Origin of the sequence: Bartonella vinsonii subsp. berkhoffii ATCC 51672 (assembly GCF_902825225.1) — a bacterium.
Lineage (GTDB): Bacteria > Pseudomonadota > Alphaproteobacteria > Rhizobiales > Rhizobiaceae > Bartonella > Bartonella berkhoffii.
This window is the reverse complement of sequence record NZ_CADEAK010000002.1, coordinates 119,974-136,005: the sequence shown is the minus strand read 5'-3', so window position 1 is coordinate 136,005 and position 16,032 is coordinate 119,974. Positions and strand designations below refer to the sequence as shown.

The 16,032-nt window shown below is 40.5% G+C and carries 10 protein-coding genes and 2 pseudogenes; 6 read left to right on the top strand and 6 right to left on the bottom strand.

What is annotated here, in order from left to right; genetic code table 11:
* Positions 1-39 precede the first annotated feature (39 nt).
* From J7R10_RS01550 to J7R10_RS01540, 3 genes and pseudogenes are all read left to right on the top strand, one after another.
* Complete coding sequence (locus J7R10_RS01550) at positions 40-1,533, top strand: efflux transporter outer membrane subunit (RefSeq protein ID WP_010705834.1); 1,494 nt, start codon at positions 40-42, stop codon at positions 1,531-1,533.
* Positions 1,533-2,754 (top strand): annotated as a pseudogene (locus tag J7R10_RS01545) (efflux RND transporter periplasmic adaptor subunit). The gene J7R10_RS01550 and the pseudogene J7R10_RS01545 overlap by 1 nt, the downstream one beginning before the upstream one ends.
* Positions 2,755-2,757: 3 nt before the next feature.
* Complete coding sequence (locus J7R10_RS01540; RefSeq protein WP_010705832.1) at positions 2,758-4,761, top strand: MacB family efflux pump subunit; 2,004 nt, start codon at positions 2,758-2,760, stop codon at positions 4,759-4,761.
* 169 nt (positions 4,762-4,930) lie between these two features.
* Here the strand turns inward: J7R10_RS01540 and J7R10_RS01535 are convergent, their stop codons facing one another.
* From J7R10_RS01535 to acs, 4 genes are all read right to left on the bottom strand, one after another.
* Positions 4,931-5,605 (bottom strand): YdcF family protein, encoded by a 675-nt coding sequence (locus J7R10_RS01535; protein ID WP_010705831.1) that lies wholly within the window; start codon positions 5,603-5,605, stop codon positions 4,931-4,933.
* 3 nt (positions 5,606-5,608) lie between these two features.
* Positions 5,609-6,562 (bottom strand): cell division protein FtsX, encoded by a 954-nt coding sequence (locus J7R10_RS01530; RefSeq protein WP_010705830.1) that lies wholly within the window; start codon positions 6,560-6,562, stop codon positions 5,609-5,611.
* Positions 6,555-7,214, bottom strand: a complete 660-nt coding sequence (gene ftsE, locus J7R10_RS01525; protein ID WP_010705829.1) for a cell division ATP-binding protein FtsE — start codon at positions 7,212-7,214, stop codon at positions 6,555-6,557. The genes J7R10_RS01530 and ftsE overlap by 8 nt, the downstream gene beginning before the upstream one ends.
* Before the next feature lie 483 nt (positions 7,215-7,697).
* Complete coding sequence (gene acs / locus J7R10_RS01520) at positions 7,698-9,656, bottom strand: acetate--CoA ligase (protein ID WP_010705828.1); 1,959 nt, start codon at positions 9,654-9,656, stop codon at positions 7,698-7,700.
* A gap of 311 nt (positions 9,657-9,967) precedes the next feature.
* Here acs and J7R10_RS09780 point away from each other — a divergent pair.
* A pseudogene (locus tag J7R10_RS09780) lies at positions 9,968-10,214 on the top strand (hypothetical protein); the annotation flags it as partial.
* 854 nt (positions 10,215-11,068) lie between these two features.
* On the opposite strand, the gene J7R10_RS01515 reads toward J7R10_RS09780, so the two are convergent.
* Entirely contained in the window at positions 11,069-11,749 is a 681-nt protein-coding gene (locus tag J7R10_RS01515; protein ID WP_010705827.1) for a YggS family pyridoxal phosphate-dependent enzyme, read from the bottom strand.
* A 177-nt stretch (positions 11,750-11,926) separates the two neighbouring features.
* On the opposite strand from J7R10_RS01515, the gene leuS reads away from it, so the two are divergent.
* Together leuS and lptE are read left to right on the top strand one after the other, a co-directional pair.
* Positions 11,927-14,569 (top strand): leucine--tRNA ligase, encoded by a 2,643-nt coding sequence (leuS, locus tag J7R10_RS01510; protein WP_010705826.1) that lies wholly within the window; start codon positions 11,927-11,929, stop codon positions 14,567-14,569.
* On the top strand, positions 14,556-15,146 hold the full coding sequence (gene lptE, locus J7R10_RS01505; protein ID WP_010705825.1) for an LPS assembly lipoprotein LptE: 591 nt from the start codon (positions 14,556-14,558) through the stop codon (positions 15,144-15,146). Before leuS ends, lptE begins: the two co-directional genes overlap by 14 nt.
* Here lptE and fsa read toward each other — a convergent pair.
* The gene (gene fsa, locus J7R10_RS01500; protein WP_010705824.1) at positions 15,143-15,796 is read right to left on the bottom strand and encodes a fructose-6-phosphate aldolase; all 654 of its coding nucleotides are present in this window, start codon (positions 15,794-15,796) and stop codon (positions 15,143-15,145) included. The two genes, lptE and fsa, sit on opposite strands and share 4 nt — an antisense overlap.
* Positions 15,797-16,032: the final 236 nt, after the last annotated feature.

The following is a 16,032-nucleotide window of genomic DNA, read 5'->3' as shown; positions in this document are numbered from 1 at the left end:
GTATTAATGGATTGATTCTGAAAACATATGGGAGAATGGATGCAGATCAAAAGTCTAGAGTGGGTTACTTCTAACAGATTGCTTTGTAGTATTTTGTTGTGTTTTTTTATCTTATCAGGATGTATGGTTGGTCCTAATTACAAGAAAACATTTTTTCGCGTTCCCCAAAAATGGGGAGAACAAACTGCACAGACAGCAGGGCGTCCGGTGGAGCTTGCTGGATGGTGGCGGCGTTTGAATGATCCTGTTTTGAATGTATTAATGGATTCTGCAATTTCTGGTAATAATAATGTTGCTGTTGCCAAAGCACGGATTCGCGAAGCACGTGCTACTTTAGGGCAAGTTAGGGGAGCTCTTTTGCCGAATATATCCGCTTCAGTTTCAGCAGATCGTACCGGCTATCTGGAAGTTCCTGGTATTATGGACCAATATATGAATCACTATAGTAGTAATTTTGATGCGAGTTGGGAGTTAGATTTTTTTGGGGGACACAAAAGAGCAACTGAAGCCGCACGTTATGGTTTTGAAGCCGCTGTAGAAGATATGCGTGCTACCATGGTGACGTTGTTGGGAGATGTCGCAACAAATTACGTTCAAATGCGTGGTTGGCAACAAAAGTTGTTCATTGTGCGGCAAATTGCTGTATCACAACGCAAAACATATGAATTGATGCGTGCCAAATTAAAAGCGGGTGATGTTTCAGAACTCGATGTTTCCAATGCACAAGCACAAATGGCTAATACAGAAGCCGATATCGCACAGATGGAAGCGAATTTGGCAATGAGCATTCATCGCCTTTCCATCTTGACGGGTCATGTTCCTATGGCTTTAAAGGATCTTTTACAAAAAAATGCGCGACAGGCAAAAATTCCGCAACCAAAATGGCCAATACCAGCAGGAATTCCAGCGGATATTTTGTTAACACGTCCAGATTTACGGCAAGCAGAGCGTCAATATGCGCAAGCAACAGCACGGATTGGTCAACGTGAAGCAGAGCGTTATCCCTCACTCACCTTGACAGGTAATATTTCAACAGCACCAGGGACAATTCATGAATTTTGGAAAACGTCAACAATTTCTTGGTTGTTGGCACCTGGTCTTCGTTTTCCTTTTTTTAATGGGGGGCAAATTGAGGCTTCTATTGCCATAGCGCGGGCACAACGTGATCAAGCTTTTATTACTTATCGGGCTGCTGTGTTGGAAGCGTTAGAAGATGTGGAAAATGCGCTTGTAAGATTAACGAAAGAACATCAGCGTCTAGAGAAGCTTATTGTTGCAAATAAAGCTTCGCTACATTCTTTAAAACTTTCTCGAAGCCTTTTTGAAAATGGAAATACCAGCTTCCTTGAATTGTTAAATGCTGATCGCTCCTATTATTCTGCGCAAATGGCTCTTAAAGATAGCCGTGTTGCTTTGGTTACTCAATATATTGCACTTATGAAAGCGTTGGGTGGTGGCTGGGATGGCGTTGTTGATGTATATCGTCCAGAGGTTGTTGATGGTACATCCCGTTCGCGTGCAAAGGTAGGATAATGAAAAAAAACTTTATCAAAAATTTCATTACAAAACGCAAAAAACTTTCCTTATTTTTAACCGTTATATTTGTTCTTGTCTTATTATGGTTGCGTTCCGTTTTTTTTTGGAACATCAACACCAGCTTATATGACCGCGGTGGTAAAACGTGGTGATATCGAGGAAAGTGTTTTGGCTTCTGGTCTTGTCCGTCCTTATCGGTTGGTTGCTGTTGGTGCACGTGCAACAGGGCGGGTGGTGTCAATGCGTGTTTCCCCAGGGAGTGTGGTGAAGGAAGGGGATCTCTTAGCAGAAATTGATCCTATAGATCAAGAAAATGATCTAAAAAGAAAAAAAGCAGCATTATCACACTATGAGGCGAGTTTGGTAGAACAAGAAGCTTATCTTTCTCTTGCACAGAAAAATTTAGAACGTCAGAAAAAAATGATTGAATCACATGCGATTTCACGGGCTAATCTCGATGATGCTGCAACGCAGGTGAAAATACGCGAGGCGCAAATTGCTCAGCTTCGTCAACAGATTGTACAAGCACAAATTGATGTGGATAGTGCAGAGGTTAATTTAGGTTATACGCGGGTAACCGCCCCTTCAGCGGGAACAGTTTTAGCAACAATTGTAGAAGAAGGGCAGAATGTTAATGCGGTTCAGTCGGCGCCAACAATTGTGATTTTAGGTGATTTGTCAAAGATGACCATTAAAGCACAAATCTCCGAAGCTGATATTCTTAAAGTTCAGGCTGGACAACCTCTCTATTTTACAGTTTTAGGCAATTCACAGCGTCATTATGAGGGAACTTTAGAAAGGGTAGAGCCAGCTCCTGAATCCGTTCGTGCGGATGTCAGTATTAATCCTGGTGTGACGGATTCTAGCGCTTTATCATCATCGGCTATCTATTATAATGGGATTGTCCATGTTGATAATGAGGATAATTTTCTACAGACTTATATGACTGCCCAAGTTCATATTATCTTAGGTCGTGCTCAGAATGTTTTGTTGGTTCCAAGTGATGCTTTACGAAATGAAACAAAAGACCGTAAAGCATGGGTTTCTGTTTTGGAGGGGCGAAAAAAAGTGGTGACTAAACAGGTGACGATTGGACTTAATAATAAGATGGTTGCAGAGGTTGTTTCAGGGCTTAAAGAAGGTGATGTGGTGATCACGGGGGCGCGTGATGGTGTGATGCCAGATGTCGCTGATGTTCACAGCAAAGATGAAAGCTAAAGCATGAAAGCAGAAAAAGCAGATGCTGTCCTCGTTTTGGAAAATATCGTGCGCAAATTTCCCGCAGGGGAAACATTTGTTACTGTTTTGAAGGACATTAATCTCACCATTAAACGCGGTGAAATGGTAGCGATTGTGGGCGCTTCCGGTTCAGGAAAATCCACGTTGATGAATATTCTAGGCTGTCTTGATCGACCAAGTTCTGGTCGTTATTGGATTTCAGAAAAAGAAACAGCCTCTCTTTCTGCCGATGAATTGTCCGCTTTGCGGCGTAATCATTTTGGATTTATTTTCCAGCGCTATCACTTGTTGAATGAATTGACAGCTTTAGGCAATGTTGAAGTTCCAGCTATTTATGCAGGCTGCCCCGTGGTAACAAGAAAACAACGTGCACAAAAGCTTTTAACGCGTTTAGGGATGGGTGATCGGATAAATCATCGCCCAAATCAGCTTTCGGGTGGTCAGCAACAACGGGTCTCTATTGCCCGTGCTCTCATGAATAATGCAGAGGTTATTCTGGCTGATGAACCAACCGGTGCATTAGATAAACAAAGTGGACAAGAAGTGTTGCGTATTTTAGATGAGCTTCATCAAGAAGGGCGCACCATTATTATTGTAACCCATGATATGCAGGTGGCGGAAAGAGCAGATCGTATTATCGAAATCAGTGATGGGGAAATTATTGCCGATCATGTGACAAAGGATACAAAAACAAAAGCGGTGGATGAAAAAACAAAAACCGATAATCAATATGGAGAAAAAAATCTCGAAAACAAACAACAGCTCGGTTTTTTGCGTTCTTTTTTCGAGCGTTTCCGTGAGGCATTTGTTATGGCTTTGTTAACTATGAATTCCCATAGGATGCGAACTTTTTTAACAATGCTTGGGGTGATTATTGGTATTGGTGCCATTATTGCCATGGTTGCTTTGGGAAATGGCACACGAGAAAAAATCCTAGAAAACTTTAAGAGTTTAGGATCTAATACATTAACAATTTTGCCAGGCAAAAGCTTTTCTGATCCACAAGCAGAGAAAATAACAAGCCTTGTTGAAGCTGATGCAGAAGCGCTTTCTGGTTTGCCCTATGTTTCTGGTGTAACGCCACAGATTTCAACAAGCACAAAGGTGCGTTTTGGTGCCGTTGAAGTGAATGCTGTCATTATGGGGGTGGGAGAACAGTTCTTTCAGACACAGGGGCTCAAGGCTGTCAAAGGGCAGTTGTTTGATCAGAAAAGTGTGTATGATCGAGCGGTGGATCTCGTGGTTGAAAAAGAAGCACTGTCTGTTCTTTTTCCTCATAGCCATGAAAATCCACTTGGGAAAGTGGTGCAGGTGGGTAGAGTTCCAGCGCGTATTATTGGTGTTGTGGATCCGCAAAATCCTACAAATGGTGGTGTATCAAATACAATACAAGTTTATTTGCCTTATACAACTGTACAAACGCGTTTTCTTGGAACAACGCAGGTTCGTGCCATTACAGTTAAGATTGATGATGATGTGGATGCACATTTAGCGGAAACCATGGTAAAGCGCTTTCTCACAATGCGGCATGGTGAAGAAGATTTTTTCATTAGAAATTCAGAATTCTTTCGTGAACGTATCATAGAAAGTACACATATTTTAACACTGTTGGTTTCTTCTATTGCAGCTATTTCATTGATTGTGGGGGGGATTGGGGTGATGAATATTATGCTGGTTACAGTTTCAGAGCGGATTAATGAAATCGGTGTGCGTATGGCGGTTGGGGCACGTCAGAGTGATATTTTGCAGCAATTTTTAATTGAAGCGATTTTGGTTTGTGTCATTGGTGGTGGTTTGGGAATCCTGTTTGGATTCTCCATCGGTGGTTTGTTTTTGCTCTTTAAGGCGCCTATCCATCTGATTTATACAATGGATTCCATCATCCTCTCTCTTACTTTTTCGACCCTCATTGGGATATGTTTTGGCTTTTCACCAGCGAGGCAAGCTTCACGGCTTGATCCTGTTGTTGCTCTCTCACGCGATTAGGCATCAACCATTGCGGTGAATATGGCTTTTTTCCTGTGTTCTGTTCATACTGTATGAAGCGTTTATAAAAAGAGTTTATCGTGTCTATGACCTAAAATATTTGCTGTATAAGCATGTTTTATGACGTCGAAGAGCCTTGAAAAATTTTAAGAAAATCAATGTGCAAAGCTTAGAATATGGTTCTTATGTATACTTGGATTGTTTTGATGTATTGGAATAAAAGAATGCGTATTTGATTGATCTGTTGTATCGTGCTTTCATTGTTGTTCTTTTTAACAGGATAAGCAATAAAATTGATCTCAGGCATTAAATATTGAAGTTCACGCAAAGAACGCCACATGTGGTAGTCATGGGTCACGATATAAAGTGTTTTATAGTGGTGTTTTTTAATCCAAGCTGCGCTTTCTTTGGCGTTTTCTTTTGTGTTCGTCGCTTTATGTCCAAGGTCGACGCAACAGGAAAAAAGTTGGGGAGTCATATGCGTGCTGTGCATCAAACTCTTCAGGTTGGTTGTTGTGTTTACTCCACTGATCAAAAGCCGTGAACCAAGCCCTTTTTTGAGGAGGCTTAGCCCTGCTTCTATTCGGTTTTCTCCCCCTGTCAAAACAATAATTGCATCTGCTTGCGGCAAAGGATTTGGGGGTTGAAGCCGTTCGGTTTTTTCAGCAAAAAGTATGAAACCAATACAAAAGAGGAGAACGATTGTTAAAAGAGAAAGCGCTGTCGGTGGAAAATAGCGAAACAAGCAGCGTAGAGACCATAGATTGCCTCTGGTATGTTTTTGGACAGAATGCTCTGGATTGCATTGTATGAGTGGTTTGGAATCGTATAGGTTTTGGGTCATAAATTAAAATAAGCCGTTTTCACATTGATCAATTTTTTTAAGTTGTGCCAAAATAGTCATACGGTTTGTAAACATGGTAAGAAGAGAAACGAAAAAAATAAGACTAATGATTTTCCCATAGGGAATGGAACTTATGGAAAGATGTCCAAACATAGCGGTGATTTGGCTGGTTTCTACTCTCCCTAGGTTATAGTTTGTCCAAACGATAAAAGCAGCAAACAGAAATATGCTTGTGACACCGCCATATAATGCACCACGCAGTGCAGTTTTAAAAAAATGCCAGTCAAATTGTCGAGCAATAAAAAGGGTTTCAGTTCCAAGAAAGTATAAGACATTGATAATATGCGCATTCTCTGCCAATGCATTGCGTGTGGAAAAAATAACCGTGAGTATCAGTGAGCTTAAAACCAACATTAAAATTGAAAAACCAATGAAAACAGTTGTATGTGCCATTGTTGTAAAACGGTCCACCCAAACGCGGTGATCATCAAATTGTCCTCCTGGAATTTGTGTTTTGATGGCGTGATTAATGGCATGAAAGTCGATTGTTTCTTTCTCGTTTAGTGTGACGATAATAAGGCGGGGGAGGGGCAATTCATTGAGGCTTAATCCCGTACCAAGCCACGGTTCAAGCAATTTTTCGGTTGCTGTTTGGTCAACAATTTTGGCATCTTGTACACCATGAAATGTTTTAACCAATTTCACTGCGTCATGAAGAGCTTTTTCGATATCAACATTTTCAATAGGGCGTATTTGAATCGTTGCTTCATAGCTAATTTGATTGCTCCAACTTTTCGCAGCACGCTGTACCAGATCAACTCCAATTAATGTAAAGCTGGAGAGAAAGGTCATAATAGCAATCACTGTGACCAGTGCTCGACCAGAAATGTTGCCGCTTGGAATAATCGGAGTTGTATTTTTTTTATTGCTTGTAAAAATTGGCAAAGACTTATTCATGAATTGTCATCCGTCCATTATGGAGAAGCATCCGCCGTGCTGCAACCTGTTCCATCAGTGCAATATCGTGGGTAGCAATGATGACAGCTGTTCCAAAACGATTTAATTCAATAAACAAGCGGAGCAGACGTTTTGCCAAAGGTGGATCAACATTTCCTGTTGGTTCATCAGCCAAAAGAATTTCAGGTTGATCAATCAATGCACGGGCAATCGCTACCCTTTGTTTTTCTCCGCCGGAAAGAACGGGTGGTAAAACATGAATATGGTCTCCAAGGCCTACCCAACAGAGAAGATCTTCCACTTCACTGCGATAGGTTGCTTCTTCTTGTCCTTTAATGCGTAAAGGTAAAGAGACATTTTCATAAGTGGTCATGTGATCAAGTAGACGAAAGTCTTGAAAAACAACACCTATACGTTGTCTTAATGCAGGAAGCTCTTGTCGTTTGAGCAATGCGGTATCGTTTCCAAAGAGATCAATATGGCCGCGGGTTGGTTTGAGTGCTAAAAACATCAGACGCATCAAAGACGTTTTCCCCGCTCCAGAGGCGCCCGTGAGAAATTGAAATGATCCAGCAGGAATATGAAAGCTAATATCACGAAGGACCTCAGGGCCCATTCCATAGCGCAGGCCAACATTTTCAAAATGAATCACTTTTTGTTACCACTTCTGCTTTTATAGTGCATCATTCTCAGGACCTTTGCTCTCATTGTTTTAAGCTTTTGGTTGCGTTCATACGCTCCAGTTCTCTCTTTTTTCTTTCACTGTTTTCAGTTTGTGTTTGAGAAAGAATATGATCAATGATAATTTTTCCTTATTTTACCTTTATTTATGATTTTAGCAGGAATTCTAAAGTGTTTCTAGCAGAAACATAAAAGCCAATACGCCTGTTTTTTGACAAGAGATTTTTGTGTTTTGCGGTTGGTAAAGGTTACTTTGCTTTTCTTTTGTCAAGTTTTCGTTAAAGTTCATACTTCTTGGAATATTTTTTTCAATCTTTCCTCGTTGGTATTGAGAAAGAATATCTGTTTTTAGAGAGATTGAGGGGCTTTATAGTCATTTTCTTTACCGGTGACTTGAGCACGAATGCCGAGCTCATTTTAGCAGGAAAGCTCAAGTCACCGTTCTGGTTTTATGTTACGTTGTGGGCTCTCCATTTTGCTGGTTGGCAATGAGATCTTCAACGACTTGTGGTTCGGCTAGGGTTGAAATATCTCCCAAATTATCAAGATTGTTTTCGGCAATTTTTCGCAAAATACGTCTCATAATTTTCCCCGAGCGTGTTTTTGGCAATTGAGGGGCAAATTGAACTTTATCCAAAATGGCAATGGAGCCAATTTCCTTTCTGACATGCCGAATAAGGTCTTTTTGCAACTCTTCACTTGGGGTTTTGCCTTCCATTAAGGTGACAAAACTGTAAATACCCTGTCCTTTAATGGGATGAGGATAGCCAACAATCGCAGCTTCTGAAACAGCGGGATGGGAAACAAGCGCTGATTCAATTTCAGCGGTTCCTAGCCTGTGTCCAGAGACATTGAGGATGTCATCAACACGTCCTGTAATCCAATAGTAACCATCACTATCGCGTTTACAGCCATCGCCTGTAAAATATTTTCCCTTATAGGATGAAAAATAGGTTTCAATAAAGCGCTCATGATCATTGTAGAGGGTACGCATTTGACCTGGCCATGAGTCAATAATGCAGAGGTTGCCTTCTGCTTCACCTTCCAAAATATTGCCTTGCGCATCTACAATTTGAGGTTGAACACCAAAGAACGGTCGTGTTGCCGAGCCCGCTTTAAGTTGTGTTGCACCGGGTAAGGGGGTGATCATATGCCCTCCCGTTTCTGTTTGCCACCATGTATCGAGAATGGGACAGCGGTCATCTCCAACCATATGGTAGAACCATTTCCATGCTTCTGGATTGATCGGTTCGCCTACCGTGCCTAAAAGGCGCAAAGATGTTCTTTTAGAGTGTTCAACAAAGGAATCTCCTGCTCCCATTAACGCACGAATAGCCGTTGGTGCGGTGTAGAGCGTGTTTACTTTATGCTTATCGACAATTTCCCAAAATCTGCCTTTGTCTGGAAAGGTTGGTGTTCCTTCAAACATTAAAGTTGTAGCACCATTGCACAGAGGTCCATAAATCAAATAAGAGTGTCCTGTAATCCAGCCAATATCGGCAGTACTCCAGTAAATTTCATCAGGATGATAATCAAAAACATATTGATGTGTCATCGAGACGTAAACAAGATAACCTGCTGTTGTATGCAACACACCTTTTGGTTTTCCTGTTGAACCGGAGGTATAAAGAATGAAAAGTGGATCTTCAGCGTTCATGTGTTCGGCTGGACAGCTTGTTTTGGCATGGGAGACTTCTTCATGATACCAGAAATCACGCCCTTCTACCCAATGAATGGGTTTACTGGTACGCCGTATGACCATAACTTGATCTACATGCACATGTTGGCGTGCTGCAATCTCAATGGCATGATCAGCATTGTCTTTTAAGTTAATCTGTTTTCCTCCACGTAAGCCTTGATCAGCGGTAATGATGAAAGTCGATTCACAGTCAACAAGGCGTCCTGCTATTGCTTCAGCAGAAAAACCAGCAAAAATAACTGAATGGATAGCACCAATGCGGGCGCAAGCAAGCATGGCATAAGCTGCTTCGGGAATCATCGGTAAGTAAATGGTCACCTTGTCGCCTTTTTTAACACCATGATCCTTTAGAATATTCGCAAAGCGACAGACATGTTCATAGAGTGCATTATAGGTTATTTTTTTATCATGATAAGGGTTATCCCCTTCCCAAATCAGCGCGATTTTCTCACCATGGTTTTTTAAATGGCGGTCGATGCAATTATAGGCAACATTTGTTATCCCATCTTCGTACCAGCGAATGGGGACATCATCATTAAAAGAAGTATTTTTTACTTTTGTATAAGGTTTAAACCATTCAATACGTTGACCATGTTTTGCCCAGAAGCTTTCTGGATCATTGATACTTTCTCGATACCATTGTTGATAGGTCTCTTCGTCAATCAGAGCATTTTTTTTAATATTCTCTTGTATTGGATAAATTGTTTTAGTCATAAGTCCCCTCGTTATAATTTTTTGTTTGAAAAATCAGCCATTGTCTTTTTGTATTTTAGCAGAATTTTTCCAAAAATTTTTCTTATATGAAAATTTTCATTTTGAGATTAGACTAAATGACAAAGATTTGTATAGTCAATTTTAAAAATCTGGTGCAATTGACTTAAAAAGAGTCTCGTACGCCTTTTTGTGTCCTTAAAAGCGGTAGAGTCTAAGATACAGATATTAAATCATAATGCTGCGTACATAACCAATTTTGAAAGAGCAACGGCTATTCTAATTGGAGCGCTTTGCTCTGTTATCATTTGACAGCGCTTAATGATGAAATGTCTTCATCGATTGATGATAAGGCAAGAGACAAATGGATAGAATTCGCTACAGAGCAGTTTTTAAATATACAAGCGGCAAATAAAAGAAGCACAATGCCTCTATAGACAGTATAATCTTTACGCCACAATAGAATATCTTATTATAGAAGATAAAATGCTACCGCATCTTGTGAGTTTGTTGCGGGTTATTCTTAATGCACTTCAAAAGCACTTTCATAACAGTGTGTAATTATTGATAAAAATTAATGATAACATCATATAATATTTTAATTTCATGGTCTAGTTTTTCAAGTTCTCTCTTATGTGTATCTATATACTCTTAAATTTTGGGAATGTTTTTGAGAATGTATGATACCTTTACATGATTTTAGATTGTTTTGCTTCATTTAATTCTTCTATTGCAGCTATTTTTCGTGCTATACTAGTGGATAGAGCATAGTTCACTTGTTCGTTTTCGAAGCATGTTGTGCCATTTTTTTATCATTTTTACATGTTTTTCAAACAGTGGCTTTGATAACTGCGAAGTTTTATCCAAGAAATATATCTCTTCTATCATTATGATTTTATTAAATCTTTTTTCCCACCATTCGTTTTCATTAAGAAGTTGGATGCGAAATGCATTCTCTCGTTCTGTAATTGCTTTTGAACAGAATAATTCATTCGAATTAGCATATCCTTTTGAAGCAGATATAAGATACGTTGTTAAAAGTGTGATAATTAATAGGCTTTTATTAAATAAAGATTTTTTGATAATTATTTTTTTCTACCTTTAATTTACACCTCACTTATCTAACTGATTCACGTTGAATATATCAATATGTGTTATTTAGTATTATCAATGTGTTGAAATCATCTTCAATAACATTGTTGTGCTTGGCTTATTGTATCTAAACGAGGGGAAGTGCAGTGAGGAATCCCGCAAATGCAATTTTTTTTAAACGGGTAGCTTCGCAATAACTGCACGCAATGTTTTTTGCCATTGATTGTTTATCTCACAGTTTTTTCCCTTCATGTGCAATGCATTTTTATCCTTCTCTTATGACAAAAGGATTCTTTTTTGCAGTATTGTTATGGGTAAAGCGGTTAGACTGGGCGGTTTCCAAACAAAGCAGAGCCAATACGAAGAATATTAGAGCCAAATTGAAGAGCTGTTTTAAAGTCATTGGACATGCCCATTGAAAGCTTTGGGAGACCGGCTTTTTTTGCTAGTTTTGCTAGCAGTGCAAAATAGGGACCGGGGTTTTCTTGTACAGGTGGAATTGCCATAAGACCGATAATATCTAGTCCGTAATGATTTTTGCACTGGGCAACAAAAGGGACCACTTCTTGCGGTGCAAGTCCACTTTTTTGCGGTTCTAAGCCAATATTGACCTGAACATAGCAGGGGAGGTGTTTGTTTTGTTTTTGCATTTCTTCAGCTAAGCTCTTGGCTATTTTTTCGCGGTCAACTGTTTGAATGACATCAAAGATTTTAACAGCTTCTGCTGTTTTATTGGATTGCAAAGGACCGATGAGGTGGAGTTCAATTTTTTCAAATTGTTGACGCAGGTAGGGCCATTTTTCAGCAGCTTCTTGTACGCGGTTTTCTGCAAAAAGACGCTGTCCTGCTTGCAAAAGGGGAAATATGTTGTCTGCTGGGACAGTTTTTGAAACAGCGATAAGTTGGATGTTTTCTATGGAGCGGTTATAGTCTTCACATGTTTCAGCAATGTCTTTTTGAAGATTTTTCCACGCTTCAATGGAGGGATGCTGTTCTGTGTTCATAAGTTGTATTCTTTCTGTTTTTATTGAGAGACGAGATAATTCTTTATAGTAATTGCTTATCAGAGCTTTGTAAGATACTTAATAAAATATTGGTTGAAAATATTGACGATGGAGTTAATCCATGGTGAAGCATAAAAACAAGTTTTTTAGTTCAATTTTATAAAGAGTATAATGACAATGACAATTGAACGTTCTCATTTAAGCGAACGCTATAATCCACGTGCACGCGAACAAAAATGGCAAGCGATTTGGGATGAAAAAAAGGTTTTCCAAACCGTTCAAAAAGATAGCCGTGAAAAATATTATGTTTTAGAGATGTTTCCTTATCCTTCTGGACGTATTCACATGGGGCATGTGCGTAATTATGCCATGGGGGATGTTGTTGCGCGCTATAAACGTGCAAAGGGATTTAATGTGCTTCACCCCATGGGGTGGGATGCTTTTGGTATGCCGGCAGAAAATGCTGCACTGCACAATAAAATTCATCCCAAAACTTGGACTTATCAAAATATTGCTGTGATGCGTGGGCAATTAAAGCAATTAGGGCTTTCATTGGATTGGTCGCGCGAGTTTGCTACTTGTGATGTGGATTATTACCACCGCCAACAAATGTTGTTTCTTGATTTCTATCAAAAGGGATTGGTGACGCGTAAAGTTGCTAAGATCAATTGGGACCCTGTTGATCGGACCGTGTTGGCAAATGAGCAGGTTGTTGATGGGCGGGGATGGCGTTCTGGCGCGTTAGTTGAACAGCGTGAATTGACGCAGTGGTTTTTTAAAATTAGTGATTTTAGTGAAGATCTTTTGGCTGGACTTGAGAAGCTTGAACAGTGGCCGGAAAAAGTCCGCACTATGCAAAAAAATTGGATTGGGAAGTCACAAGGCTTACTCATTCGTTGGGCTTTAAAGTCAACAGAATGTGCCTATGAGGCTTGTGAGACATTGAAAGAGGTTGTCTGTTATTCAACACGTCCTGACACACTTTTTGGCGCTTCTTTTTTGGCGCTCTCTGTTGATCATCCCATTGCGCAAGCTCTTGCACAAAAGGATATAGCGCTTAGCACTTTTATTGAAGAGTGTCGGTGTGGTGGGGCGACAACCGCAGCACTTGAAACAGCAGAAAAACAAGGTTTCCTGGCACCCCTTTTGGCGGTTCATCCCTTTGATCCAAGGGTGCATATTCCTGTCTATATCGCCAATTTTGTGCTTATGGACTATGGGACAGGAGCTGTTTTTGGGTGTCCTGCCCATGATCAGAGAGATTTAGACTTTGCTCGTAAATATAATCTCCCTGTGCAGCCCGTGGTTTTGCCAAAGGGGATGAATCCAGAAGATTTTGTGGTTGAAAAAACGGCTTATACAGGCGATGGTGTGATGATCAATTCAGATTTTTTGAATGGTTTGACACGGCAGCAAGCTTTTGAAGCCGCAGCGAAAAAGCTTGAGGAGCAAGTGCTTTATGGTCAACCGCAAGGGCAAAAAACAGTGCAATTTCGATTGCGGGATTGGGGAATTTCGCGGCAGCGTTATTGGGGATGTCCGATTCCGATAATTCATTGTGATGCTTGTGGAGTAGTTCCGGTACCGCGCTCCGATTTACCCGTTGTATTGCCTGAGGATGTGACTTTTGATCAGCCGGGCAATCCTCTTGATCGCCATAAAGCGTGGCAAGCTGTTGTTTGTCCTGTTTGTGGGAAACAGGCTAGACGTGAAACCGATACTATGGATACATTTGTTGATTCTTCTTGGTATTATGCACGTTTTATCGCGCCTTTTGCACAAGAACCGGTCGATAAAAATGCAACAACTGAATGGTTGCCTGTACAACAATATATTGGCGGAATTGAACATGCAATTTTACATCTTCTTTATGCGCGCTTTTTTATGCGTGCTATGAAAATGGTGGGGTATGTGACGGTGGATGAGCCGTTTAAGGGGCTTTTTACCCAAGGAATGGTGGTTCATGAAACCTATCGGGATGATCAAGGTTGGGTTTCACCAGAAGAGATTTCCATTGTTGAAAAGGATGGAAAACGTCAAGCTTACAAATTGTCTGATCAAAGCGAAGTGACAATTGGTTTGATTGAAAAAATGTCAAAGTCAAAAAAGAATGTCGTTGATCCTGATGATATTATCGCCTCCTATGGAGCCGATACTGTACGCTGGTTTGTGTTGTCGGATTCTCCTCCTGAGCGGGATGTTATCTGGACAGAAGCTGGTGTTGAAGGAGCGCATCGCTTTGTGCAACGTGTTTGGCGCTGTGTGGCTTTGAGTGCTCCAGTGTTAAGAGAAGTTGCACCATGTGCAGGGCATCAGGGAGCAGCTTTGGAGCTCTCAAAAGTTGCACATCGCACAGTTTGCACTGTGGAGGATGATTTGGAAAAATTTGCCTTTAATCGCGCCATTGCACGCCTTTATGAGTTCTTGAATATTATGGCTCCGTTATTAAATAAAGTGGAAGGTGTTGAAGATGAAATGAAGGCGGCTTTGCGTCAAGCGATGGACTTTTTTCTTGCATTGATTGCGCCTATCATGCCCCATTTAGCGGAAGAATGTCATGCTGTTTTAGGAGGGAAAGCCTTGATTTCTGAGCTTCCTTGGCCTGTTTATGATCCTGCCTTAACCGTTGAAGAATGCTATAGTTTGCCGGTACAGATTAATGGTAAAAAACGTGGTGAGGTGATTGTGGCAGCAACAGCAAGTGAAGCGGTGATTAAAGAAGCTGTGTTAGCTCTTGATTTTGTCCAAGGGCATCTGGTTGAAAAATCAGTAAAAAAAATGATTATTGTTCCAAAAAGGATTGTAAATGTCGTTGTTTAGAAAATTTATTTTTGTGGGTTTGGTTGGTTTTCTCATGCTTTTGTGTGGGTGCATAGTGGAGCCGCTTTATCATCAGGAAACACAGATTTCGACGACAATAAGTTCTGTGGATTCTGTTTTTGAGCATTCGTCTGCAAAACCAAAAGCTTTGAGTCTTTCCCAAAAGCTTGCTTCCATTGTTGTTGCAGAACCTTCAGATCGTTTTGGTCAAATGGTGCGCAATCATTTGCTGTTTCTTCTTTATGGAAATGGGCGGAAACCTTCTGCTCCGGCTTATCAATTGGCATTGCAAACGTCTACATTTACACGAAATTCTGTACAAATAGAGATGGATCGCGATAGGAAAAGAGAAGGGCGCCCTTCTGTTGGAACCGTGATGGGGAAGGTTTCCTATGTTTTGCAAAATATGAAAAATATTGTGATTGCCGAAAGCACGGTAAGCATGAGTGCATCTTTTGAACGGCTTCGCCAAGAATATGCAACCCTGCAAGCAGAGGAAGATGCGCAAAAACGTGTGGCAGAAGAATTAGCTGAAGAGATTCTTCTGCTGCTTTCAAAAGATCTTTCACATCATTAAGCGATATTTTGTCCGGTTTTTTTCCAATCTTCTAGAAAGATTTGTAAACCTTTATCGGTTAAGGGATGTTGGACCAGCGCTTTTAAGACTTTTGGTGGAACGGTTGCAATATCCGCACCACTTAAGGCTGCTTCTTTGACATGATTCACGGTGCGGATGGAGGCGGCCAAAATTTGTGTTGCAAAACCGTAGTTGTTATAGATTGTACAAATTTCATGAAGCAGTTCAATGCCATCCATTCCGCAATCGTCAATTCTGCCAACAAAAGGTGAAACAAATGTTGCACCTGCTTTGGCGGCTAAGAGAGCTTGATTGGCGGAAAAACAAAGTGTGAGATTTGTTTTTAATCCCTCTTTTGTAAGGGCTTTACAGGCTTTTAATCCATCGAGCGTTAGGGGAAGCTTGATGCAAATATTATCAGCAATTTTTGCTAAAACAGCTGCTTCTTTCATCATGCTTTCAAATTGAGTTGCTGTAACTTCGACCGAAACAGGGCCATCGACAAGCGCACAAATTTCTTTTGTAACTTCAAGAATATTGCGTCCCGATTTGAGAATAAGAGAGGGATTGGTGGTAATACCATCAACGAGGCTTAAATTTTGTAATTCTCGGATTTCTTCAATATCCGCACTATCCACAAAAAATTTCATATTCAGCCTCCTTGTTTTTGCGCTTTATACTTCAAAGCTTCTGATGTTTTTCTCTCTTTTTAGTTATGCGCTCTTGTTTATCGCAAAAGCAAGAGGGAGGATGTGTGTTATTCTATGATAAGTTGAAATATAAAGAGGGCAAAAATGGGGGAATGGAGAAAGCACACAATGTGTGAGGCATTTTGTTTGGTTGTTAGCACTTACGGTGTTCTTATGAAATGCTTATAATGATAGAG